The sequence below is a fragment of the Capnocytophaga sp. oral taxon 380 str. F0488 genome (genome assembly GCF_000318255.2).
GTDB lineage: Bacteria > Bacteroidota > Bacteroidia > Flavobacteriales > Flavobacteriaceae > Capnocytophaga > Capnocytophaga ochracea.
In genome coordinates this window covers 1-26,691 of sequence record NZ_KB291214.1, presented here as the reverse complement: position 1 = coordinate 26,691, position 26,691 = coordinate 1, and the positions used below count along the sequence as shown (strand labels likewise).

Below are 26,691 nucleotides of genomic sequence, written 5' to 3'. Positions count from 1 at the left end.
TAAAAAGAGTAGTGAAATCCAAATGCGGAGCCGTGCTTTTTAAGAAGATAACACTATCTTCATAGAACCATGTATGCTAATACGATATACTAACCAATTAAAATCGATCAATATATCACTCCGTCTTCTATTTGGGTAGAAAAATATTAATGCTATATTTGCACATTCGTGCTAAACCTAACATTATGAAAGTTATGTATATCATATCTAAGATATTAACCTTAGCTGGACTTGCTCAAAGTAGAATTATTTCTCTTGAGGTTTGTCTCTATGAAATGACATTTCCCTTATAGTTTTTCATATAAGGCTATAGGATTTCTCCTAACCAAAAAACACAATAGTTCGGCTATTTCACTACTCTTATATTTTCAACCTTGTATTCTAAAATCTCTGCAAATATACAACTAAAAACCAAAAGGGCAAGCCTACGCTTGCCCTTTTAGTTTTTTATTTTGAAAGATACATCTTCCTCCTCGTATAGATCTCGTAGAAAGCATCATCTTTAAGGCTATCTATAAACAAGATACTTTCGCCGGTAGATTTCATTTCAGGCCCGAGCTTCTTATCTACATTCGGGAATTTATTGAATGAGAATACAGGTTGCTTAATAGCAAAGCCCTCTAAGTGCGGATTGAAATGGAAATCAGTGAGTTTCTTCTCGCCAAGCATTACCTTGGTAGCGTAGTTCACATACGGCTCTTGGTAGGCTTTAGAGATAAACGGTACGGTGCGCGATGCTCGTGGATTTGCCTCAATGATATACACGACATCGTCTTTTACAGCAAACTGCACATTGATAAGCCCTACTGTATTAAGTGCCAAGGCTATTTTATGAGTATGGTCTTTTATTTGTTGCAATACAAACTCACCCAAATTGAACGGTGGTAAGGTAGCGTTACTGTCGCCTGAGTGGATACCACAAGGCTCTATATGCTCCATAATACCAATGATATACACATTCTCGCCATCGCATATCGCATCGGCTTCAGCTTCTATGGCGCCGTCGAGATAATGGTCGAGTAGCAGTTTGTTATTAGGTATCTTGCGCAAGAGGTCTACCACGTGGGCTTCCAATTCTTCTTTGTTGATGACAATCTTCATACCTTGCCCACCTAAAACGTACGAAGGACGTACCAATAGCGGGAAGTCAAGTTCATCAGCAAGTTTGAGCGCCTCATCAGCAGTTTCAGCCACACCAAAACGAGGATAAGGAATATTATTCTCTTTCAGTAGAGTTGAAAAACTACCTCTATCTTCTGCCAAGTCAAGCGACTGGAAGCTGGTGCCTATAATTTTAATGCCGTATTTATCTAATTTCTCGGCTAACTTCAAGGCTGTTTGTCCGCCAAGCTGTACGATAACCCCCTCTGGCTTTTCGTGCTGAATAATATCATAGATATACTCCCAGAACACAGGCTCAAAATAGAGTTTATTAGCGGTATCAAAGTCAGTAGAAACGGTCTCAGGGTTGCAGTTAATCATTATGGTTTCATAACCGCACTCTTCGGCAGCCAATACCCCGTGCACACAGCAATAGTCGAACTCAATACCCTGTCCTATGCGGTTAGGACCTGAACCGAGTACTACCACCTTTTTGCGGTCAGTTACTATACTGTCGTTGGCTACGTATTCCTTACCGTCAGCGGTACGAATAGGTGCTTCAAAAGTAGAATAATAGTAAGGGGTTTGTGCTTTAAACTCAGCAGCACAAGTATCTACTAATTTAAACACACGACGTATGTTGAGTTCTTCCCGTTTTTTGTGTACCTCACTCTCCCAACAGCCCACCATATAAGCAATTTGTCGGTCGGCAAAGCCTTTTTGTTTGGCTTCAAAAAGGAGTTCTTTAGGTAGAGTGTCTATTTTGTAGCGCGATATTTCTTTTTCGAGCGCACAGAGTTCTTCGTATTGCTTGAGGAACCACATATCTATCTTGGTGATTTCGTGTATGCGGCTCAGCGGAATACCCATCTGTACCGCATCGTATATTACGAATACCCTATCCCAACTCGGGTAAGTAAGTTTCTCAATAATCTGTTCGTAGTTCTTATAGCCTTTGCCATCAGCTCCTAAACCATTGCGTTTGATTTCGAGCGATTGGGTTGCTTTCTGCAATGCCTCTTGGAAAGAACGCCCTATACCCATTACCTCACCTACCGACTTCATTTGCAAGCCAATAGTGCGGTCAGAGCCTTCAAACTTGTCAAAGTTCCAACGCGGTATTTTCACAATCACATAATCTAACGTAGGCTCAAAGAAAGCAGAGGTAGATTTGGTAATTTGGTTTTGCAGTTCGTCTAAATGGTAACCGATAGCCAGTTTGGTAGCAATCTTAGCAATAGGATACCCTGTAGCCTTAGAAGCCAAAGCCGAAGAGCGCGATACACGTGGGTTGATTTCAATAGCGATGATATCTTCTTTTTCATCAGGCGACACGGCAAACTGCACATTGCACCCTCCAGCAAAATCGCCTATACTGCGCATCATCTTGATAGCCATATCGCGCATACGTTGGAAAGTGCGGTCAGATAGAGTCATCGCAGGGGCTACCGTAATAGAATCCCCTGTGTGGATACCCATAGGATCCATATTTTCAATGGTACAGATAATCGCCACATTGTCGTTCTTGTCGCGCAAAAGCTCAAGCTCGTACTCCTTCCAGCCTAAAAGCGCCTTATCGATAAGCACCTCGTGGATAGGCGAGGCTTCCAAACCGCGATTGAGGAGCATATCGAAATCTTCTTTTTTATAGACGATAGAAGCTCCTGTACCGCCCAAAGTAAAGGACGGACGTATTACGAGTGGAAAACCAAAGCGTTGCGCGATTTCTTTTCCTTTAAGGAAAGAAGTAGCCGTTTCAGACGGAGCCATAGGGATACCGATTTCATCGAGCAGCACGCGGAATTTTTCGCGGTCTTCAGTGATTTGTATGGCATCAATATCTACCCCGATGATTTCTACCCCAAAGTCTTTCCAGATACCTTTCTCATCAGCCTCAATACAGAGGTTGAGCGCTGTTTGTCCGCCCATTGTAGGAAGAACGGCATCTATTTCGGGGTGAGCTTTTAGAATTTCCACTAATGATTTAGTAGTGAGAGGTTTCAGATAGACCACATCAGCCATAGACGGGTCTGTCATAATGGTAGCAGGGTTAGAGTTGATAAGTATGGTTTTGATACCATCTTCGCGCAAAGAGCGCAACGATTGCGAGCCTGAGTAGTCAAACTCGCAGGCTTGTCCGATGATAATAGGTCCTGATCCTATGAGCAGAACACAATGTAGGTCGTTTCTTTTAGGCATTTTATATAGATATTGCTGTGTTTTTTATTTAATTCTTCTCTAAAACATAAAATAAATGAGTGTGTATGAGCCCAGTTAAGGGTGATATTTGCTTCTCTAAAGAATGTTGAAAGACAAAATCGCACTTTTCGAGTACGTGTTTAGATGTCTTGTTTTCCTCATAAACAATAGCCACCAATCGCTGTAACCCCAACTGTTCAAAGCCGTATTTAATAATAACTTTAGACGCTTCAGTAGCATATCCCTTTCCCCAAAATGGCTCGCCTAACCAATAGCCTAGTTCAGCTTCATTTTCTTTCAAAGGGCAGTTGCTATTTCCCTGAAAGTGTAGCCCTATGCTACCTATAATTGTATTGTCAGCCAAACAAATAGCAAATGTATGAGGCTTGCAAAGGATATGTTCAATAACATATTGGCTTTCTTCTTCGTTTTTGTGAGGGTTCCACCCAGTTATAAGAGCTACATTAGGATTTTTTGCTAATTCATATAAATTAGCGCTATCAGAAAGCTGCCACTGACGAAGTATAAGCCGTGATGAGGTTAAGAGGGTATTATCTGTCATTTTATTATTTTGCATAAAAAAATAGCTACATCTTTCAAAAGAAAAATATAGCTACTATAATAATAAAGAATATTGTTGCCCTGCGTATCTCTTTCGAGTGCTGCCTATCAAAGCACTAAAGAGTGCTAACTGACTCATATTCTTAAAGGTGTTCATTTAACAATTAATAATTGCACATTAAAAAAGAGCGAAAAACGGGTCTCGAACCCGCGACCTCAACCTTGGGAAGGTTGCGCTCTACCAACTGAGCTATTTTCGCTTATCTTGTTTTAGTAAATTTGCAACTGATTTGTTTTTCATTTACGGGGGCAAAGGTACAAATTATTTTAAGAAAAGCAAAAAATAGGAGAGAAGAGGATAACAAAAAGGAAAAAACTGCTAAACTATGATAAAATTAATGTTAAATCAAGTAAAGCTATTGTCACTCTCATATATTTTATTTGTTAGATGTAGAAAGAATTTAGTATAATAAAGTTATTTCTTTAAGAGAAAAAGTCTTTATAATTCCTTGTTCCGTTTCTACGATTAATTTTCCAGAAGGTTCCACACCTCTTATAATGCCTGAAAAGTTCTTTTCTTGGCAAGAACGGAAAACGGATACTCTATTTAGTTGGAATAGATATTTCTGGTAAATAGTATAAACGCTTTCGAAAGACTGTTGAGGAAGTGTAGAAAGGTTTGATTCTAATTCAGAAAAGATTAGTTTCATCACTTGTTCTATTTCAAAATCTTTACCAGTTAAATTTTTTAAAGAAGAGGCTTTAGATAAGCCATCGAAATTTGTTTGGTTAAGATTGAGCCCAATACCGATTATACATTTCTCAATTTTAGTTTTTTGAATGGTATTTTCTATTAATATTCCGCCTATTTTGTAACGTTGAGAAAGGATATCATTAGGCCATTTAATATTTATATTAGGAATGTTTAATTTCTCTAATACTTTCATTATTGCAATAGGTACAAGCATATTGAGCAAAAAAGCATCTTTTAAATCTAAATGCTCAGGAAGAAATAAAACACTAAAAGTAAGATTCTGATAGGGTTCACTCGTCCATTTTGTTCCGTATTGTCCTATACCTGCAGTTTGCTGAGGTGTCCAAACCACTAAAAAATTAGGAAGAGAATCCTGAATATGTATTAAATTTTTTAAGTACTGATTAGTAGAATCAATGCTTTTTAAGGTAATGATGTTCATAAAAAGTAAAAAATAGTTATAAAAATTTGGTAGTATAAAAAAATGTAGTACATTTGCACCCGCAAAGTCAAAATAAGGCATAACAAAATAGATGGCGAGGTAGCTCAGGTGGTTAGAGCGTTGGATTCATAACCCAAAGGTCACGGGTTCAAATCCCGTCTTCGCTACTAAGATTAAACAAAAGAAAAAGAGTGGTTTATATTTGTAAATCACTCTTTTTTTATGCCTGAATTTACAAAAAACAAAACACATAGGAAACGCATACACTATGAAAAACAAAAGTCTCTACTCTAAACTCTGAATTTATAATGTAATAATGATGTTGCCACTTGGTAGGAACGGGTTCAAAAATCGTGCCATTCAAGTAGTTACGAAAGAGTATGATGATTAACTTTCTTAAAGATATTCTGCAAAGTATGTTTTATATGATGCTATGAGGCAAAAGACAACTAGATTATTAAGAGTGGTATTTGATACTGGAATGGGCGAGTACTAAAAAAATCCTTTTTTATTTTTTCATTACAATTATCTTTCGTACTTTTACGCCCTAAATTTAACTAATTACTAATATTTGTATGGATAAAATGATGTTATATTTACCGTTAGTCCTTGCTATTCTTGGACTTATCTTTATGATTGCAAAAGCTTCGTGGGTGAACAAACAAACCACAGGCAACGAGCGAATGCAAAGTATTTCCAAAAGTATCAAAGAAGGGGCAATGGCATTCCTCAATGCTGAGTACCGCATTTTGGGTATTTTTGTGATTATTGCTTCTATTGCTCTATTTATTGTTTCTCGTATGGTAGAAACTTCTCACTGGCTTATTGTAGTAGCTTTTGTGTGTGGAGCTTTCTTCTCTGCCTTAGCGGGAAATATCGGGATGCGTATTGCTACCAATGCTAATGTACGCACTACCGAAGCGGCTCGCACTAGCTTGCCAAAAGCTTTGAAAGTATCCTTTGGTGGTGGTACTGTAATGGGATTAGGAGTGGCAGGTTTGGCTGTATTGGGCTTGAGCTTGTTCTTTATCCTCTTTGTAAACACTTTTGTAGGAGGAGGCAAACCTTTCTACGACGAAATGACTCTTGTACTCGAAGCCTTAGCAGGTTTCTCACTCGGTGCTGAGTCAATTGCGCTCTTTGCTCGTGTGGGTGGTGGTATTTACACCAAAGCTGCCGACGTAGGGGCTGACCTCGTAGGGAAAGTAGAAGCTGGTATCCCTGAAGACGACCCTCGTAACCCTGCTACTATTGCCGATAACGTAGGTGATAACGTAGGTGACGTGGCTGGTATGGGTGCTGACTTGTTCGGTTCGTATGTGGCAACTGTACTCGCTTCAATGGTATTGGGTAACTATGTGATTAAAGATATAGCAACTGCCAATGGTGGTGCTTTCACTGATGCTTTCGGTGGTTTAGGTCCTATCTTATTGCCGTTAGTAATTGCTGGTGTAGGTATCATTGCTTCAATTATTGGTACTTTCTGTGTAGGTATCAAAAACAACGACGCTAAAGAAAAACAAGTACAAAGCTCACTAAATACAGGTAACTATGTAGCTTTAGCACTTACTTTAGTAGCTTGCTATTTCCTTATCAAATATATGTTGCCCGAAACTATCCAAATGAGTTTCTTTGGCGAAGGAGTAAAAGAAATCGCAAGTATCAATGTATTCTACGCAACTATTGTAGGTTTGGCAGTAGGCTTGCTCATTTCAGCTATTACTGAACACTTTACCGCTTTGGGTAAAAAACCGGTATTGAATATCGTACGCAATTCATCTACTGGAGCTGCTACCAATATTATTGCAGGTTTGGCAACTGGTATGAAATCTACCTTTGGTTCTGTATTGCTTTTTGCTGTAGCTATTTGGGGTTCTTACTCTTTAGCTGGCTTCTATGGTGTAGCGATTGCCGCATCAGCAATGATGGCAACTACAGCTATGCAATTGGCTATTGATGCTTTTGGTCCTATTGCCGATAACGCTGGTGGTGTAGCCGAAATGAGTGAATTGCCAAAAGAAGTACGCCAACGTACTGATATTTTAGACTCAGTAGGTAATACTACTGCAGCTGTAGGTAAAGGATTTGCTATTGCTTCAGCAGCTCTTACCGCCTTAGCCTTGTTCGCTGCTTATGTGACCTTTACAGGCATTTCTGGTATCAATATTTTCAAAGCAAACGTATTAGCTGCCTTGTTTATCGGAGGTATGATTCCAGTAATTTTCTCAGCCTTGGCAATGCAATCAGTAGGGAAAGCTGCTATGGATATGGTGAATGAAGTACGTCGCCAATTCCGTGAAATTCCTGGTATTATGGAAGGTAAAGGTACTCCAGAGTATGGTAGATGTGTAGATATTTCTACCAAAGCTGCTTTGCGCGAAATGATGTTACCTGGTGCGATTACTATCATTACTCCTATTGTTATTGGTTTTGTAATGGGTGCTGAAGCTCTTGGTGCTTATATGGCTGGTGTAGCTGTATCAGGAGTTGTATGGGCTATCTTCCAAAACAACGCTGGTGGTGCTTGGGACAATGCTAAAAAATCATTTGAAGCAGGTGTTGAAATCAACGGACAAATGACTTACAAAGGTTCTGACGCTCATAAAGCTGCCGTTACTGGTGATACTGTAGGTGACCCATTCAAAGATACTTCAGGCCCTTCAATGAATATCCTTATCAAACTTACTTGCTTGGTAGGTTTGGTAATTGCTCCTATCTTGGGCGGACATACCGCTGATGCTTCAGGTACTCCTATAGAAGCTCAAATCCGTCAAGGTGAAGGTGAAGGAGTGATGCCTGTGGAAGAAGTAGTAGTTATTGAAGAAGGTAAGCTTAACGCCGATGGTGACTTCGAGTACAATGTAGGTGATTTATTCCAATTGAGCCTTTTTGACAATACAATGTTAGAAGTAGGAAAGAACTCATCTGAAGCACACCTCGTGAAATTGATAGAAGATAAAAACCTTACTACTCCAGAACAATTCAAAGATAACTGGATTACTTTGGATAGAACTTACTTCAAAACAGGTAGCGATGAACTTACTGAAGGTTCAGAACAACAATTAAAGAACATTGTAGCTATTTTGAAAGCTTATCCTAAAGCTGCTATTCGTTTAGGAGGTTATACTGATAATACGGGTAGTGTTGAAGGTAACAAAAAACTTTCAGAAAGACGTGCTAATTCAGTGTTAAACAAATTAGTAGCATTGGGTGCTAACAAAGCTCAATTGAGCGCTCAAGGTTATGGTGCAGAACACCCTCTTTGTCCTGCTAACGATACTCCTGAGTGCAAAGCTAAAAACAGACGTATCGACATACGTTTGACTGCTAAATAACGATATTTTAGTTACTATATAACCTCAAAAGGGGTGTTTGAGGAACTTCTTCCTCGAACACCCTTTTTATAATCACCTAAAAACTATGAAATTACCTTTATTTTCAGCAGCTATATTACTCACTGCTTTGGTAGCCTGCAACGACTCAAAGACTTCAAAAATGACAGAAAACACAGAGAACAATCCGCTATTGGTAGAAAGCACTTTGCCTTATGGTGCTCCCGACTTCTCAAAAATTAAAGACGAACATTACCGTCCCGCCTTGCTCAAAGGAATGGCTTTGCAAAACGAACGTATTGCTGTTATTGCTAATAGCAACGAAGTGCCTACTTTTGAGAATACGATTATCGCTTTAGAAAAAAGTGGGGTAGAGTTAGAGCGTGCTTCAGCGGTATTCAATGCCTTAACAGAGGCAAATACTAATGATACTTTAAAAGTATTGCAAAAAGAACTATCACCTAAGTTTGCCGAGCACGCCGATGGCATTCACTTGAACGAAAAACTCTTTGCGCGTATCAAAGCCTTATATGATAAACGTGATAGCTTGAAATTAGATGCTGAATCGCTTAAATTGTTAGAAAATTACTACGAAGATTTTGTAGTAGCAGGTGCTAACCTATCGGCTACTGATAAAGAAACTCTTAAAAAGTACAATAGTGAGTTAGCTTCTTTAGAAACTGATTTTAACCAAACGCTTTTAGAAGGATCGTTGGCAGCCGCTCAAACTATCAATGGTCAGAAAGTAGCGATTGTGAATACTACTCAGCAACCGCTCCTTAGTGAATTAGCCGACCGCAACGCTCGTAAACAATTGTTTGAAGCAAGCTGGAATCGTACCGATGGGGGAGCTCATAATACCAATGATATCCTAAAACGCATTGCTTTACTGCGTGCTAAAAAAGCCGAACTCTTGGGCTTTAAAAACTATGCCGAATGGAGCTTGCAACGCACTATGGCTAAAACTCCTGCTGCTATTGCTCAATTCTTTAAAGATTTAGTGCCTGCTTCAGTAGGTAAAGCCAAAGCTGAAGCTAAAGAAATACAAGCACAAATCGCCAAAACGGGAGGTAATTTTACTTTAGAACCTTACGATTGGAACTTCTATGCCGAACAAGTTCGCAAAGCTAAATATGACCTCGATGAGAACGAAATCAAACCTTATTTCGAATTGAAAAATGCTCTTGAAAATGGTGTATTCTATGCAGCTACAAAACTTTATGGTATTACCTTTAAAGAACGCAAAGATATACCCGTATATCACCCCGATGTATTGGTGTATGAGCTTTTTGAAGAAGATGGTACGCCATTAGGACTCTTCTATGGTGATTTCTTTGCTCGTGAGAGCAAACGCGGTGGTGCGTGGATGAGCAACTTTGTAAACCAATCGAAGTTATTAGGCACTAAACCTGTTATTTACAATGTGTGCAATTATGTGAAACCTGCCGAAGGTAAACCTGCTTTACTTACTTACGATGAACTTACTACGCTCTTCCACGAGTTTGGTCACGCATTGCACGGTTTCTTTGCTAACCAACAGTATGCAAGTTTATCAGGAACAGCAGTAGCACGCGATTTTGTAGAGTTTCCTTCGCAATTCAATGAGCATTGGGCTTTGTATCCTGAGGTACTTAAAAACTATGCAATACATTACGAGACTAAACAACCTATTCCACAAGCACTTATTGATAAGATAAAAAAAGCGAGTACCTTCAATGAGGGCTATGCCTTTACTGAAGTTTTGGCTGCTGCCAATTTAGACTTGCAATGGCATACTATTTCTTCGGATACTATCATCAATAATGTAAGTGATTTTGAGAAGAAAGCCCTTGAAAGAACAGGCTTATGGGTGAAAGAAGTACCTCCAAGATACCGTTCATCTTACTTTGCTCATATTTTTGGCGGAGGCTATGGAGCAGGCTATTACTCTTACCAATGGACAGAAATGCTTTGCCACGATGCCTACCAATGGTTTGAAGAAAACGGCGGACTCACACGTGCTAATGGACAACGTTTCAGAGATTTGATACTCTCCAAAGGCAATACAATGGACTACGAAAAGATGTATTTAGCTTTCAGAGGGAAAGCTCCTGCTATTGAACCACTACTCAAAGTACGTGGGTTGAAGTAATAAAAAAGCAGGTTATTGTAACCTGCTTTTTTGTTTTTTATAATATCTACTTTTATCCTCCAAACCAACCTTCACGGTCTAAACTGCGATATTGAATAGCTTCGCCTATATGATGAGGTTGTACTTCTTCTGACTTTTCTAAATCGGCTATTGTACGCGCTACTTTTAAAATACGGTCGTAGGCACGTGCAGAAAGGTTGAGACGCGTCATAGCATCTTTTAGTAGAGTTAAAGAATCTGTATTTACTTTACAGAATTTCTGAATTTGTTTAGTATTCATTTGAGCGTTATAGTGAATATGTTCATATTCTTTGAAACGTTCTGTTTGGATATTTCGAGCATCTATCACCCGTTTACGGATATCACGACTACTTTCACCTTTTCTATCATCTGAAAGTTTTTCAAAGGGTACAGGATTTACTTCTATATGAATATCTATTCTATCTAATAGAGGTCCTGAAATTTTACTTAAATAGCGTTGCATTTCAGCAGGTGTAGAAGTAACAGGAGCATCGGGGTCGTTAAAATACCCGCTTGGACTTGGATTCATACTTGCTACCAACATAAATGAAGCGGGGTAAGTAACTGAAAACTTTGCTCTAGAAATAGTAACTTCTCTATCTTCTAAAGGTTGTCGCATTACCTCGAGAACAGCTCTTTTGAACTCTGGTAACTCATCAAGAAAAAGTACTCCATTATGTGCGAGAGATATTTCACCTGGTTGAGGGTAAGTACCTCCTCCTACGAGAGCTACGTCAGAAATAGTGTGATGAGGACTACGGAAAGGACGATGGCTCATTAAGCCTGTGTCCCTAATACGTCCTACTACACTGTGTATTTTAGTAGTTTCAAGAGCTTCGTGAAGTGTCATCGGAGGAAGAATGCTGGGTAAACGCTTAGCGAGCATTGTTTTTCCTGAACCGGGAGGGCCTATTAAAATAACATTATGCCCACCAGCAGCAGCTATTTCCATACAACGTTTTACAGTTTCTTGACCTTTTACATCAGCAAAGTCAAATTCAGGAGATTCTAAATCTCTGTAAAACTCTTTGCGTGTATCTATTTCGATAGGTTGTAATTCTTTTTCTCCATTAAAAAAATCTATGACTTCTTTTATATTTTCTACACCATAAACGTCCAAATTATCTACTATAGCAGCTTCTCTAGCATTTTGCTTAGGAAGAATAAATCCTTTGAATCCTTCTTTGCGTGCTTGAATAGCAATAGGTAGTGCCCCTTTAATGGGTTGCAAACCGCCATCTAAGGACAGTTCGCCCATAATGATATATTTTTCTAATTCTTCACTTTGTATTTGCCCGTTAGCTGCTAAAATACCAATTGCAAAACTTAAATCATAGGCAGAACCTTCCTTACGCATATCGGCAGGAGCCATATTGATGGTTATCTTTTTACCTGGAATTTTATATCCATTGTTTTGCAGAGCAGCTGCTATACGATAATTACTTTCTTTAATAGCTATATCGGGTAATCCAACCAAATGATAGCCAATACCTTTATCGATATTTACTTCAATAGTAATTGTGCTGGCTTCTACACCAAATACAGCACTTCCGTAAATCTTTACTAACATTTCTGTGGCTAATTTTTGCACAAAGGTAAAACATTCTTTGTAAATGAGCAATTTTATTTCAAAAAATAATCTGCAATATAGTTAACAAAAGTTCAAGATAAGAGAATATAGCTCTTGCACTATAGGAAGCCGTAGCACGGCAAGGAATTACAAAGTAGATTAGAACTTTTATAAAAGATAAAAAAACGAAATTATAAATAACAAAGAAAGATGCTTTTTGGTTGAGGGAATCTTATGGTTAGCTTATACAAAGCTTATAGGAACCTTGGACGAATCTTGGAAGATTGGCATACAAAGGCTATGTAAGTAGTTAAAAATGAATAGTTAAGAGTGGAGAATTAACAGTGATTTTAGAGTAATAAAACGAAATAAAAGCAAAGAAGAGATGAAGGGAATATTTTTATTAGGGGGATTGTAGCAACGCAAAGGAGATTAAAAAATAGTATTTTGTTGTTTTGAGCTGACGTTAAGTAAGTATATAAACAAAATAACGCAGGACGTAAATCCTGCGTTATTCCGAACATAAATTTTAATACAAAATGAAACAAATTCTCGTGATCACGACAGGATTCGAACCTGTGACCGTCTGCTTAGAAGGCAGATGCTCTATCCAACTGAGCTACGTGACCTCTATTCCAAAAAAAATATTTCAAAAATGCCACACAAAAGGAAACATTTATGAAATATCTTATTTTGTCGGGGCGGCAGGATTCGAACCTGCGACCTCCTGGTCCCAAACCAGGCGCGATGACCGGACTACGCTACGCCCCGAAATTATATCTAACAATTTGTATTAGATGCGGAGAGACTGGGACTCGAACCCAGGCGACGGTTACCCGCCGACAGATTAGCAATCTGCTCCGTTACCACTCCGGCACCTCTCCAATTTTGAAAGCTCCTTTGCTTTTGCGGTTGCAAATGTATAACAACTTTTTATTCTGCACAAATATTTTAGAAACTTTTTTGCACATTTTTTATCAATCTAATAATTATCAAATACTTAAAAATAGTAAAATCTTCTTTATATCCGTCTATCTAGGAGGAAAAACAATACCATAACCTGTACCGTTATTAAAAGTTGCTCCTGAGGGAAGTTCCATTGAGGTGCCTGTGGGGGACCAATCCCATAGTTTTGTTTCATCATCTGTAATGGTATTAGAAGTTTTATTATATTTTTTACCATTGAGAGGATAATAAAGCAGTAAATCATTTGTGGGTTTAAGAGTACTCCACAACTGTAATTGTATTTCTTTCTGGGTTAGGGCTCGTTTCCACAAACGCACCTCTCTGAGAAGCTCATTAGCTCCCGCAAACCATAAATCTTTTACATAAATTCTACTATTAGTATTTGCTGTTTTAGATCCTACTTCTTTTCCTTCAACATATACACGCACGGTATTGCCGTCACAGGTTACTGCAATAGGATACCATTTATCAGTTTGTGCCTTAAATACCTCAGTAGGTATTAATATTGAAATATCCGAAGCTTTTACGTCTAATTGATTGTTTGTAAAGCCTATCTCAACTTGATGAGTATTAGATGTCACTCCTACTATTGGGTTGCTTCCTATGAGATTTGAGCAATTAATTGTAGCTTCAAAAGTCCATTGAGGGAGCTCGTTATTAGATAGAGCTTCTCCCGTAGTAGCTTTTGTAGTTACCATACTCAATACCTTTGTTCTTGTTTCTTTATGGACTACTAAAAGCAAACGGTCTTGTCCTGCAATAGCTTCAATATTATTTCTACCTCTTATTTGTATGGGTAGCGCATACACTTCGTTGTTAGGAAACGTTAGTTCACTAATGGTAATATCAATAGGAGTTTCTGTTTCATAAGTATTGAAGATAGCATTTTCATCAATACTATATTTATCAGTAGGTAAGAGTTTGTAATCCGTACCATATTGTGCATTATAGTCGGTTAAGGTTTGAGTATCGCCTGTGATAAGTTGAGCTGATACTATCTTACCTGCAGCTCTTATCAGTTTCACCTTTAAGTTTTGAATCTTGTTATCTTGGTATTCTTGTACGTACACTTCAACGACATTATTACCATCGAGAAATACTCCCTGATATACATTGGGAGCTTGAGGCGTTTTGTCGGTAGTTTCGTCTTGACAAGCTATTACACTTAGTAAGCCAAGTATTAAAAATATCTTTTTCATCTTTGTAGAATTTTAGAATTGCATTTTCACATTAAGTCCATAGCTTCTTACAGAAGGCAACATAAATTTGTCGTATCCACTGCCATAAGTACCTACAGAAAGCACTATTTCGGGGTCAAAAGGTGCTTTGTTATAGAGCATTAGCAGGTTGTTGCCTACTAATGATACACTGAGGTCTTTTAAGCCTTTTACAATGAATCCTTCTCTAAAATGATAGGTAAGGGCAGCTTCTTGTAGACGAATATTGGTAGCCGAATATTGATAATCAGAAGCCGTTCTATTAGCTATGAAAGTAGCATAGTTAGCTCGGTTATCGGCAGAGGCTTTAGACACCCCATAGCGATCGAAATAACGTTCTGTTTCTGAAAAAACTATTCCTCCCAAACGCGCTTTAAACAAGAAATTCAAATCGAAATTCTTATAGCTAATCTTTCCTTGCCAGCCTAATAGCCAATCGGGATTAGTAGAGCCTATTTTGTCGGCATTAACATCGTATATATCGCCTATTTCACCACTTTCACGTAAGGTATACATACCGTTGGCTATCTCGTGAGGTAAACTCACAATCTTGTTCTTATTAGTAGAAGCAACAAGCTGAGTTTCCCAATTTACCCCTTTAGAAGTATTAGGATAAGTATACCTTAAAGCAACTTCTGCTCCTTGATTTTGCACTTCACCTGCTTGTTGCCATACAACAGGTACTAATTGATTATTAGTACGAGTATGATAGAAAGTAGCGTTAAAAGAAAGATTGTTAAACCATTGGGTATCTAAGCCTACTTCATAAGAAGTAGTACGTTCTAACTGTAAATCAGTAGGGTAGTTAGGCAAACTATACGTATCACCTAACCAAGCGCGAGACGTTTCAGCTACCCCTAAGCCCGTATAACTCATAGGAGCTGCTACTTGACTATAGCCTCCACGCAATTTTGCATAACTTAATATATCTTTATCTATACCTATAAATTGATGTAACAAAGCTGAAACACCTACTGATGGACTGAAGACCATATTTTTATTTGTAGAAGAATAATCGGATGGTTTATCAGCACGACCTGTGAGAGTGAGATAAATCTTAGATTGCCAACCTACTTCAGCCATTGCAAAGAAGGCCGTGTTACTCCGTTTTCCCCATAATGGGTGGGTTATAGCTGTAGGAGCTGTGATATTGCTTTGAGTAAAATTATTTACGTTATGCAGATTACCTTTGTAACCTTCTACTTGAGTATTGTACCCTTCATACGAAGCTCCTAAATGAGCATCTAAACTGAAGTCATTCGATAGATTTTTATTGTAATGTAAGAGTACATCGGCATATTGTTGTTTGAAAGTCTCTTTCCAATGAGCATAATAACCATTAATACCTGCATAAGCAGGAAGCGTAGAAGCATACCGCTTATCGTCCATTGTAGAGGCTGTATTATCTATACGGAAGCGTGCTACTACGTCTAAATCTCCTATAATTTTATAGCTTACTTTACCTGAAAACATATAGCGGTCTTTAGTAGTAGGACGTAAATTTCTGTACGCTATCCAATAAGGATTTTGAACATTTTCACCTAAGTTAGCTGGTGTATCGGGCGTACCTGAACCTGCAATCCAATATTGCTTAGCATAACCTGTGGTAGCATCATAACGTTCAAAAAAACGTTCTTGACCAAATTGTTCCCCTCTTGGGTATAAGTACAAGCCCACTATAGGATTGAAAGCGATACCAGAGGCTACCTGGTTGCGTTCATACTGACGGATATAATTCCCCGAAAGGTCTATTTGTAAAGCATCATTTAACAGAGAAGTAGTATTGTGCAAATAAGCATTATAACGGTTATATACGCTGTTGTGCACTATACCACCTGATTGTAAAGAAGCTAATGAAGCGTAAGTTTTATTTTTACCTCCTTTAAAATCTATACCTCCTGAAATGCTTACTGCATTCTGGTACACGTGTCCAGTTTTATAAAAATCATTTATATTAAAAGAAGTACCCTTAGACAAAGCACGAGTGGACAGTGAAGTGTATTGCCCTAACTCATTGCCATATGTTTCTTGAAACTCAGGATTTGTGAGTTTATTTACAAACTCTATTGAAGAAGAAAGGTTAATTTTAAATTGGTTACTTTCAGCTTTTTTAGTGCGAATGAGTACCACACCATTGGCAGCCGAAGCTCCATAGAGTGCTGTTGCTTGCGCTCCTTGTAATACAACTACTTCTTCAATATCCTCAGGATTAAGGTCGGAAATACCTTCGCTGGTATCTCTACCATTCCCCCCGAGCCCCCTTTCGGCTTGGTTAGCGATAGGCATTCCATCTATCACGTACAATACATTATTATCACCAAAGAGCGAGCGAACTCCACGCATAGTAGCTTTTGTAGCTCCACCAATACCCGTAGCACTGCGCTGGATATGCAAACCTGCTATTCTTCCGTCAAGGCTATTTACAAAATTCGCTTGTTTTACTTGAGTGAGGTTTTTGTCTGAAACTTTTTGTTGTTGATAGGGTAAAACTTCCCCTTCTTGATAAATTCCTAGAGCAGTAGAATATTTTGGTTTACCTATTAGGATATGATCAATATGCTCTATTATTTGAGGCTTTAAGACTACCTTAAAATTGATGTTCTTATTTTTACCCTCTACTTTTCTTTTTTGGGTTTCATAGCCTAAAAAACTAAACTCAAGTACATCACCTACTTTGGCTTTGAGTTCAAACTTACCATCAATATCAGTTGAAACACCTTTAGTAGCTTTTGTTGAACGTGTGTTTTTAATAATTACTGAAACCGATGGTATAGGTTGATTGTTCTCATCAAGAACTTCTCCAGTAATGCTTTTCATCTGGGCGTGAACAGCTCCTACAAATAGGAACAGCGAGATTAATAAAAGTTGTATTTTCTGTTTCATAGCGTTTACATATAAATATACTCCGCAAAGGTACAACTTTTATTCACTTATACAAAATTTTTACACATTTTTTTTAAATATAAGTTCTATTACTAAATACGATTTTCAGAGATAGAATAAAGAAAGTAAGAGAGTAAGAAAACTAATCAGATACTCAGCAGTGAAACTCTTCTTGTTTTTAGCCACTTCTTCAGGAGTACCAAAGGCTATTACTTCGCCACCTGCCTTTCCTCCATCGTGCCCTATATCTATGATATAGTCTACTTTTCTGATAACATCGAGGTTGTGCTCTATCACTAAAACAGTATTGCCCTTATCTACCAAACGGTCGAGTACTTCGAGGAGTACCTTCACATCGTCAAAATGTAGTCCTGTAGTAGGTTCATCTAATATATAAAAAGTATTACCTGTGTCTATTTTAGAAAGTTCTGTAGCTAATTTCACCCGTTGGGCTTCTCCTCCTGAAAGGGTAGTAGATTGTTGCCCTAAAGTGATGTAGCCTAAACCTACCTCTTCAATAGTTTTTAGTTTGCGGTATATTTTAGGGATAGGTTCAAAGAATTTTACTGCCTCACTTATGGTCATATCCAGTACATCGGCAATAGATTTCCCTTTGTATCGCACTTCAAGGGTCTCGCGGTTGAAGCGTTTTCCTTTACAAGTTTCGCAGGGCACATAGACATCGGGGAGGAAGTTCATTTCAATCACCTTTAAGCCTGAGCCTTCACAGGTTTCACATCTACCGCCTTTCACGTTGAAACTAAATCTACCTGGTTTATAGCCACGTATTTGCGCTTCGGGTACTTGGGTGAAAAGGTTGCGTATTTCACTGAAAACACCTGTGTAGGTAGCAGGATTTGAACGAGGTGTACGCCCAATAGGAGACTGGTCGATATCGATTACCTTATCAATATGTTCTAAGCCCTCAATGCTTTTATAAGGCATCGGTTTTTTTACGCCATTGAAGAAATGAGCATTCAAGATAGGATACAGTGTCTCATTAATAAGCGTTGATTTTCCACTTCCCGATACACCAGTTACCCCGATCATTACCCCTAAGGGGAATTTTACGGTTATGTTCTTCAAGTTGTTGCCCGTACAACCTTTTAAGATAATTTCTTTGCCGTTGCCTTTGCGCCTTTGGGTGGGTATTTCAATCTTCTTTCTCCCACTCATATAGTCAGCGGTAATGGAATTTGCTTTTAGCAATTCTTTAGGCGTTCCTTGGAAGATAATATCCCCTCCATTTACGCCCGCTTTAGGTCCTATATCCACTACATAATCGGCTTCTTGTATCATTTCTTCATCGTGTTCTACCACAATTACTGAGTTACCAATATCTCTAAGTGATTTTAGAGAGTTGATAAGCCTTTTGTTATCTCGCTGATGCAAACCGATGCTAGGTTCATCGAGTATATAGAGTACCCCTGTAAGTTGAGAGCCTATCTGCGTTGCCAGTCTGATACGCTGAGCTTCTCCTCCAGACAACGATTTAGAACTTCTGTTAAGAGCTAAATAAGTAAGCCCTACATTTATGAGAAATTGGAGTCGGGTGGTGATTTCTTTGATAATTTCTTCTGCTATTTTGCGCTGTTTGGAAGAGAGATGCTCAGGTAGAGATTTGAACCACGCCAATAAATCTGTAATATCTAAGGCAGATAGTTCGGCTATATTTTTGTCAGCTATTTTAAAGTAAAGTGCCTCTTTACGCAAGCGAGTGCCGTGACATTCCTCGCAAGGAATAGTATCCATAAACTCTTCAGCCCAGCGCTTGATAGCTGCCATATCGGCATTTTCGTGCTGGCTTTTGATGAAGTTGATGATACCTTCGAAATCAATTTCAAAATTGCGCGTAATGCCTAATACATCCGATTTGATAGCGTATTTATCTTTACCACCATAGAGAATAATATCCATCGCTTCTTTAGGAAGCGTTTCAATAGGGTCGGAGAGCTTATGACCGAACTTTTGTACAATGAGCTCTAATTGTTTGAATATCCAAGTGTTCTTTTGCTCTCCTACTGCTGTAATCCCGCCGTTCTTGATAGAGATAGAAGGATCAGGGATAATCTTGGAGAGGTTGATTTCTTGCACTTCACCCAACCCATTGCAGTGTGGGCACATTCCTTTAGGAGAATTGAATGAGAAGGTATTAGGTTCAGGAAGAGGATATGAAATGCCCGAAGAAGGACACATCAAATGTCTGCTGAAATAGTGAGCTTTTTTTTGGTCGTGTTCTAAAACCATTAGCACATCGTCGCCGTAGTTCATTGCAATTTTGATACTTTCTTGTAGGCGTTTCTGGGTGTCATCAGTATCATCAATTTGCATACGGTCGATCACGATTTCAATATCGTGTGTTTTGTAACGGTCGAGCTTCATACCTTTTTCGATATCACGAATTTCGCCATCGGTACGCACCTTTACAAAGCCTTGTTTAGCAATCTGCTCAAAAAGCTCGCGATAATGTCCTTTTCTCGATTGTACCACAGGAGCTAATAGGTTAATGCGTTTGCCTTTGTATTCTTTGGTAATGAGTTCCTGAATTTGGCTATCGGTATAACTTACCATCTTTTCGCCTGTTGCATAGCTATAAGCATCGGAAGCACGGGCAAATAGCAGGCGCAAGAAGTCGTAGATTTCGGTGATTGTACCCACTGTAGAGCGCGGTGATTTAGAGGTAGTTTTCTGTTCGATAGCGATTACAGGTGAGAGTCCGTCGATTTTATCTACATCGGGGCGCTCTAATCCCCCGAGAAACTGGCGAGCATAAGCCGAGAAAGTCTCGATATAACGGCGTTGTCCTTCGGCATAAATAGTATCGAATGCCAAAGAGGATTTACCACTACCTGAAAGCCCTGTGAAGACTACAAGCTTTTCGCGAGGTATGGAAAGGTCTATATTTTTGAGGTTATGCACCCGTGCGCCTTGAACTTCAAGTACATCAGTGGGAGCTACATTATTCGTTTTCTTTTTCATTTAGTGACTGTTATAGAGGCTACCATAAGTAGCCTATGATTAAATAATTAGGTGATACTAATCTTTCTATGCATCTAATAACTCCATTACTTTTAAGGCTTGATACACAGTATTGATTCCTTCAAAAATAAGTAGCAAACGCAACCCGTTACGGGTTTCTTTCTCTTGCATACGACACTTGTTAGGGTAACGTTGTACAAAGAGTAGCACCTTTTGAAAACGCTCACTTTGGTAAAATGGACTGTTTTGGTCGGAGATAAAATAGCCTGTCATCTTACCATTTTTCATCACGAGCTTTTCAATTCCCATACGGGTAGCCAACCATTTCACTCGCACGCTGTTGAGCAAGTCGATAGCTTGGGGAGGAAGTTTACCAAAACGGTCGGTAAGATTGCGTTGGTATTGTTGCAAAGCTTCCTCATTGGGTAAATTACTCAGTTCGTTATAAAGATTGAGTCGTTCTGCCACTCTATTGACATAGGTATCCGGAAAGAGGAGTTCAAAATCGGTGTCTATTTGAGTATCGGTGAGGTAAGTTTTATCTTCTTCAGCGGTGTGATATAGTTCTGAGAACTCATTTTCTTTGAGCTCTACTATAGCTTCTTGCAATATTTTCTGATAAGTTTCGAAGCCTAACTCATTAATAAATCCACTTTGTTCCCCGCCTAAGAGGTCTCCAGCTCCACGAATTTCTAAATCCTTCATAGCAATATTTAACCCGCTTCCTAAATCGGAGAACTGAGCTATAGCTTCAATACGCTTTCGAGCATCATCACTCATCGCTACCAACGGAGGGGTGATGAAATAACAAAAAGCTTTTTTATTACTTCTACCTACACGTCCACGCATTTGATGTAAATCAGATAAGCCAAAATTATGTGCATTATTGATAAAGATGGTATTAGCATTGGGTACATCTAAACCATTTTCAATGATAGTAGTAGCTACTAATACATCGTAAGCACCGTCCATAAAGGCTAACATTGTTTCTTCTAATTTTTTTCCGTCCATTTGTCCGTGACCAATGGCTATACGAGCATCAGGTAATAGGCGTTGAATCATACCTGCTACTTCCTGAATATTCTCTACACGGTTGTGCATAAAGAACACTTGTCCGCCTCGCTGAATTTCATAACGAATACCATCGCGTATTATCTCTTCGCTGAAAGGTACTACCTGAGAATCGATAGGGTAGCGGTTAGGGGGAGGTGTATTGATTACTGATAGGTCGCGGGCTGCCATTAAGCTGAACTGTAAGGTTCGGGGGATAGGTGTAGCAGTGAGGGTGAGTACATCGAGGTTTTCTTTGAGGGTTTTGAGCTTATCCTTCACGCCTACACCAAACTTTTGCTCTTCATCTACTATCAGTAGACCTAAATCTTTATAAGCAACCTTTTCGCCTACTATTTGATGAGTTCCGATGATGATATCTAACTGACCATTTGCCAGTTCTTCTAAGATAGTTTTCTTTTCCTTAGCTGTGCGGAAACGGTTAAGATAATCAATGCGTACAGGGAAGTCTTTCATACGCTGGCTAAAGGTTTGAAAATGCTGAAAAGCGAGTACCGTAGTAGGTACCAATACCGCTACCTGCTTGCCGTTGTCTACCGCTTTGAAGGCAGCACGAATAGCTACTTCGGTTTTTCCAAACCCAACATCACCACACACCAATCTATCCATAGGTTTGGGGCTCTCCATATCAGCTTTTACATCGGCAGTAGCTTTGCTTTGGTCGGGTGTATCTTCATATAGGAAAGAGGCTTCCAGTTCGTTCTGCATATAGCTGTCGTGAGAGTATGCATACCCTTTAGATTCCTTGCGTTTAGCATACAACTGAATTAAGTTGAAGGCTATTTCCTTCACTCTTGTTTTTGTCTTCTGCTTGAGTGCCTTCCACACTCCAGAACCTAATTTGTATATCTTGGGTGGCTTGCCGTCCTTACCGTTGTATTTAGTGATTTTATGTAAGGCGTGAATGCTTACGAATAGGACATCGCGGTCGCCGTAAATCAGTTTGATTGCCTCTTGTTGCTTGCCTTCAACCTCTATCTTCTGTAATCCAGCAAACTTACCAATACCGTGGTCGATATGGGTTACATAGTCGCCTACCTCTAATTGCATCAGTTCTTTAAGTGTAATGGCTTGTTTTTTAGCATATCCGTTCTTCAGCTGGAATTTGTAGTAACGCTCAAATATTTGATGGTCAGTAAAGACATTCAGCTTGTGCTCATTATCTATAAAGCCTGCGTGTAGAGAAAACAGTAGTGTTTGGTAATGCACTTTTTGTTCCATCTCCTCAAAGATGTCGTGGAAGCGTTTGGCTTGTTGCTCACTGCCACAGAGGATATAGTTTTGGTATCCCTCAGTATGTTTATCGTTTAAATAACTGATAAGAAGTCCGAATTGCTTATTGAATGAGGGCTGTGGTGTAGTGCGGAAAACAATCTCTTTTTCGCCTTTGGAGAAAGATGAGGGAAGATTTATATTTATTTGCTGAAATCTCCCCATTTGGTTTAATAAATCTTCTGATTGACAATATAGCACATCGGGTGTACTGTGTTTTACTTCATTAGAAAGCTTTTCGTAAATGTCAGTAGCTTTAGTGAAGAGCTTGTCGATTTTTGCTCCAAAAGTAGATGTTTCCTTAGATATTAAAAGGGTCTGTTCGCTGATATACTCTAAAAATGACTGACGTACCTCATTACCTTCTTTGTTTTCGACGTTAGGGATAATGGTAATCGTAGAAAGCTGTGTTGTTGAGAGCTGTGTTTCGACATCGAAGGTGCGAATACTTTCTACTTCATTGCCAAAGAATTCAATGCGGTAAGGTTCGTTATTTGAGAAAGAAAAAACATCAACAATCCCTCCGCGTACTGAAAACTCGCCAGGTTCGGTTACAAAATCAGTGCGATTGAAATTATAGGAGAAAAGCACTTCGTTCAAGAGTTCAATGGTTAGTTGGTCTCCTTTGCTAATCTTTAAGGTATTTTGCTCTAATTGCTTACGAGTGATAACTTTCTCGAAGAGCGCTTCGGGGTAGGAGACTACTATCAGTGGTTGCCCACTATTGCTCAACCGATTGAGCACTTCAGCACGCAGTAACACGTTGGCATTATCGGTATCTTCAATTTGATACGGGCGGCGATAGCTATCAGGAAAGAAGAGTACTTGTTCGCCTACTAAGGTCTCTAAGTCGTTTAACAAATAGGCACTTTCTTCTTTGTTGGGCAAGAGTACCAATAGCGGACGCTTGGTATTAGTATAAACATTAGCTATGAGTAAGGACAGAGAAGCCCCTGCCAAACCATTGGCAACGGTATTATGATGTGCTTTAATTTCAGTTAATAAACTTTTATAAGTACTATTTTCTGCGAATAATTGTAATAACTCTTTCACAAATAGGGATTATGATTACAAAGTGCAAAGGTACGCATAAATTAGGAATTAACAACTAATTCATTACAGTTGTTATAAGCTATTTTTTGCATATACAAAAGTTCTTCCAAAACCTTATTGATATCTTTTGCAGGGAAAGGCAATGCGATAAGGAGCTCATTGGGAGTTATAGGTTTGGACTTCAATAAACTCCAAACTGCTTCTTTAACCTCTTTTTTATCAACTTTTGGAGGAGGTAGTTTGGCAATACAATTTGAACATACTCCACAAGGCTTTTCGGATTTTTCACCGAAGTATTCTAAAAGCTGAATGTTGCGACAAGTATCCTCATTTTGAAGATAGCGGAATACTGCTTCTTGCAAGGTTAGCTTGGTGTGATTGTACTCTTTTAAGTTCTTAGAAATACTATTAATAGTGCGATCATCATCACGAGGCACATTAAAGACAATTTGAATATCAGAAGCTTCGTTTTTTAAGATAGCCATTCCATCGTTGTGCAAACGTTCTAAATTCTTGATGATATCACGATAGTCGAGTTCTGTGAGTTCAGTGATTTTTTCCATCTCCAAAGTTATAGGCTGACTGTAGATAAGAGGGTAAGACCTTATGAGATAGATAACAAGATTTTTTAGATAACGATGCGTTTGTAAATAAGTAATAAGTTGAGGGGCAGGTGCTGTAATATGCAAAGTAACCTTCTTGTAAAATTGCTGGCTGAGTGAAATAATAGACATTCGGTCTAACACCTGCAAACCATTATAGGACTTTATGGGCGATAGCTGATAACGCTTCCAGAAATCGGGGAAGAAGAAACTGAAAACCCCTTCTTGTCCTTCACCTATTGCTATTTGAAAATAAGCATTAAGTTTTGCATAAAGTAGCTTGAGAAAAGGAATGTCTACCAAGTAGTCTTTTAGCAGTTTATTAGCATTTTCAACGTCGATTTTACCATAGAATAGGATAGCTTCGGCTGGGTTACCATCACGACCTGCACGTCCAGCCTCTTGAAAATAGTCCTCTAAGGTTTGAGGTATATCCCAATGAATTACGAAACGCACATCAGGTTTGTCTATCCCCATTCCGAAAGCATTAGTAGCTGCCATTACACGCACATCGTTGAGCAACCACATACTGAGCTTTTTATTCTTTTCTTCGGCAGGAAGACCTCCGTGAAAATAGGCTGCTGAGATACCGTGATTCTCCAAGAGTTCAGCTAATTGTATGCAACCATTTCTGCTGCGCAAGTATACGATAGCACTCCCTTCGGTCTTTCTTAACAGTTGTAGTAACTCGTGCCATTTATCGGAAACCTTATACACTTTGTAGGCGATATTAGGGCGTGCTAAAGAAGTACTGATAACAGTAGCATTTTCTATACCTAAATGATGTAAGATATCTTGCTGTACTTGATGCGTTGCCGAAGCTGTGAGTGCCAATAATGGGACGTTAGGAAATTCTTCTTTCAGCCATTTACACTGTAAATAAGCAGGACGAAAATCTTTACCCCAATGTGATACACAATGTGCTTCGTCTATCACTATTAAGTTAATAGACATTGCTTTGAGATAAGAGCGCACCAATTCCTGTTGCAGACGTTCAGGGGACAGGTATAAGAATTTGTATTGCCCATAGAGAGCATTGTTTAGCAAGCGTTCCAACTCAGGGTAGGGGAGACCTCCCGATAACGATAGTGCACGTATTTCTCTATTTTTAAGCGCCTCTACTTGGTCTGTCATTAGGGCTACTAAGGGAGAAACAACTATACAGATACCTTCTTTCATCATAGCAGGCACTTGAAAAGTAATAGATTTTCCTCCACCCGTAGGTAATAAGGCTAAGGTATCTTTTCCGGATAATACCGAGTTGATAACAGCTTCTTGAGAGTTGCGAAAACCGTCGTACCCCCAATACTTTTTGAGTATGTACAGAGGTTCATTCTCCATAAATACTACTGCTTATAACCTTTGTATGCTGGACGCACCAATTGAGGAAAATCAATAAACGGATTACGGTTGCCTTGTGCCTTTTCAATCACATTGTTACGCTGACGTTCAAGGTCAGAAACAGGGTCTTCGTCATTCCATTTTAGGAGAACTTGAAGTCCTCCTAATACAATAACATCGTCTATTCTGTCGTGATATCGTAAGTTGATATACATAATCATTCGTGCAACATCTCCTTTCCATTCGTCTCCTGGATACCAAGCGCCTTTTGTACGACCAGCTTTCCCTTTACCATCGGTAAAAGGAATATTTCCTCTACTACCATTTAGTTTACTATCACAAGCTTTTAGATGATGTAAATCACCTTTAGCATCTCCCTTATACTTTGATTGTGGATAGATGTGTTCTGTATTGAATGTTTGGGGTTTATAAGTGTTACTTCCACTATTGTACTCTCTCCAGAAACGTTCTTCTCCTGTATAAACCAGTACAACATTTTGTGGATTTTTAAGGCTTGCATCGGCTTTATAAAGATATTTATGGCGCTCACCATAACCTAATTGATTTTTATGCTTAGCGATAGTAAGAGCTGCCAAATCATCATACAAAGCTGTCCCCGTTTTAGTGAAATCAAACCCTTTATAGTAAGTTTTTAACTCCTCGGGTACTGTAATCTTTACAGGAGGAATGGGCTCCTCAGTAGTGGGAGTAGTGGTGGTAGGAGGGTTAGGAGCAGGAGGTACAGCAGGGAGAGGTTGTGCTTGGTCATCATTCTTGCAAGCTAACAAGAGCATTACGAATAATAAAACATAAATTCTTTTCATATGTATTTAATTTTTAGTTATTTGTTTACACGAAAAAGCTAACTTTAGCATTAGTAACGTTTTTCAATAGTACATTCTCATCTTGATGTGTAATATCAGTACTGAAAACAGACTGTTGCATTATACTTCTTTATTTCTTATTTTCATTAAATGATAGTGCAAAGGTACGAAGTAATTATTAAATAAGCAAATATTGATTAATGGTTAATGGTTAATGATTAATGGTGAAATTAAGAAGACTTATAGGATAAACGAACAACAGGCGAAGGGAGAGTAGCTCTACAGTGGGTCTACAGTGGGTCTATAGTGGGTCTATAGTAGGTCTATAGTAGGTCTATAGTGGGTCTACAGTGGGTCTACAGTGGGTCTACA

The 26,691-nt window shown here is 38.9% G+C and carries 12 protein-coding genes and 5 tRNA genes; 3 read left to right on the top strand and 14 right to left on the bottom strand.

All coding sequences use genetic code 11. The annotated features are described in order from the left end of the window. Positions 1-447 precede the first annotated feature (447 nt). The 4 genes from carB to HMPREF9078_RS08345 form a co-directional block, all read right to left on the bottom strand. Entirely contained in the window at positions 448-3,300 is a 2,853-nt protein-coding gene (carB, locus tag HMPREF9078_RS08360; protein WP_009420273.1) for a carbamoyl-phosphate synthase large subunit, read from the bottom strand. A gap of 28 nt (positions 3,301-3,328) precedes the next feature. Then, on the bottom strand, positions 3,329-3,877 hold the full coding sequence (locus HMPREF9078_RS08355) for a GNAT family N-acetyltransferase (RefSeq protein ID WP_009420272.1): 549 nt from the start codon (positions 3,875-3,877) through the stop codon (positions 3,329-3,331). Positions 3,878-4,048: 171 nt separating this feature from the next. Beyond that, positions 4,049-4,121 (bottom strand) — tRNA-Gly (locus HMPREF9078_RS08350). A gap of 201 nt (positions 4,122-4,322) precedes the next feature. Then, positions 4,323-5,057 (bottom strand): biotin--[acetyl-CoA-carboxylase] ligase, encoded by a 735-nt coding sequence (locus HMPREF9078_RS08345; RefSeq protein ID WP_034543342.1) that lies wholly within the window; start codon positions 5,055-5,057, stop codon positions 4,323-4,325. 93 nt (positions 5,058-5,150) lie between these two features. Between HMPREF9078_RS08345 and HMPREF9078_RS08340 the strand changes: the two genes are divergently transcribed. The 3 genes from HMPREF9078_RS08340 to HMPREF9078_RS08330 all read left to right on the top strand — a co-directional run bounded on the left by HMPREF9078_RS08340 (position 5,151) and on the right by HMPREF9078_RS08330 (position 10,520). Next, a tRNA-Met gene (locus HMPREF9078_RS08340) sits at positions 5,151-5,224 on the top strand. A gap of 408 nt (positions 5,225-5,632) precedes the next feature. Then, positions 5,633-8,392 carry a sodium-translocating pyrophosphatase gene (locus tag HMPREF9078_RS08335; RefSeq protein ID WP_009420270.1) on the top strand — a complete coding sequence of 920 codons (2,760 nt, stop codon included), beginning with the start codon at positions 5,633-5,635 and terminating at the stop codon, positions 8,390-8,392. An 85-nt stretch (positions 8,393-8,477) separates the two neighbouring features. After that, complete coding sequence (locus tag HMPREF9078_RS08330; RefSeq protein WP_009420269.1) at positions 8,478-10,520, top strand: M3 family metallopeptidase; 2,043 nt, start codon at positions 8,478-8,480, stop codon at positions 10,518-10,520. Positions 10,521-10,572: 52 nt separating this feature from the next. On the opposite strand, the gene HMPREF9078_RS08325 is transcribed toward HMPREF9078_RS08330, so the two are convergent. The 10 genes from HMPREF9078_RS08325 to HMPREF9078_RS08280 all read right to left on the bottom strand — a co-directional run bounded on the left by HMPREF9078_RS08325 (position 10,573) and on the right by HMPREF9078_RS08280 (position 26,319). Continuing rightward, complete coding sequence (locus tag HMPREF9078_RS08325) at positions 10,573-12,111, bottom strand: YifB family Mg chelatase-like AAA ATPase (protein WP_034543339.1); 1,539 nt, start codon at positions 12,109-12,111, stop codon at positions 10,573-10,575. Between the two features lie 555 nt (positions 12,112-12,666). Beyond that, positions 12,667-12,740: transfer RNA gene (locus HMPREF9078_RS08320), tRNA-Arg, on the bottom strand. A 67-nt stretch (positions 12,741-12,807) separates the two neighbouring features. Next, positions 12,808-12,882: transfer RNA gene (locus tag HMPREF9078_RS08315), tRNA-Pro, on the bottom strand. A 29-nt stretch (positions 12,883-12,911) separates the two neighbouring features. Then, positions 12,912-12,995 (bottom strand) — tRNA-Ser (locus tag HMPREF9078_RS08310). A 147-nt stretch (positions 12,996-13,142) separates the two neighbouring features. Further along, positions 13,143-14,276, bottom strand: coding sequence for a DUF1735 and LamG domain-containing protein (locus tag HMPREF9078_RS08305; RefSeq protein ID WP_009420266.1), 1,134 nt, complete (start codon positions 14,274-14,276; stop codon positions 13,143-13,145). 12 nt (positions 14,277-14,288) lie between these two features. After that, positions 14,289-17,177, bottom strand: coding sequence for a SusC/RagA family TonB-linked outer membrane protein (locus HMPREF9078_RS08300; protein WP_009420265.1), 2,889 nt, complete (start codon positions 17,175-17,177; stop codon positions 14,289-14,291). Positions 17,178-17,282: 105 nt separating this feature from the next. Further along, positions 17,283-20,156: an excinuclease ABC subunit UvrA gene (gene uvrA, locus HMPREF9078_RS08295; protein ID WP_009420264.1), complete on the bottom strand. Its 2,874-nt coding sequence runs from the start codon at positions 20,154-20,156 to the stop codon at positions 17,283-17,285. A gap of 66 nt (positions 20,157-20,222) precedes the next feature. Further along, complete coding sequence (gene mfd / locus HMPREF9078_RS08290) at positions 20,223-23,552, bottom strand: transcription-repair coupling factor (RefSeq protein WP_009420263.1); 3,330 nt, start codon at positions 23,550-23,552, stop codon at positions 20,223-20,225. A gap of 41 nt (positions 23,553-23,593) precedes the next feature. Then, positions 23,594-25,495, bottom strand: a complete 1,902-nt coding sequence (locus HMPREF9078_RS08285) for an ATP-dependent DNA helicase RecQ (RefSeq protein ID WP_009420262.1) — start codon at positions 25,493-25,495, stop codon at positions 23,594-23,596. Positions 25,496-25,500: 5 nt separating this feature from the next. After that, positions 25,501-26,319, bottom strand: a complete 819-nt coding sequence (locus tag HMPREF9078_RS08280; RefSeq protein ID WP_009420261.1) for an endonuclease I family protein — start codon at positions 26,317-26,319, stop codon at positions 25,501-25,503. Positions 26,320-26,691: the final 372 nt, after the last annotated feature.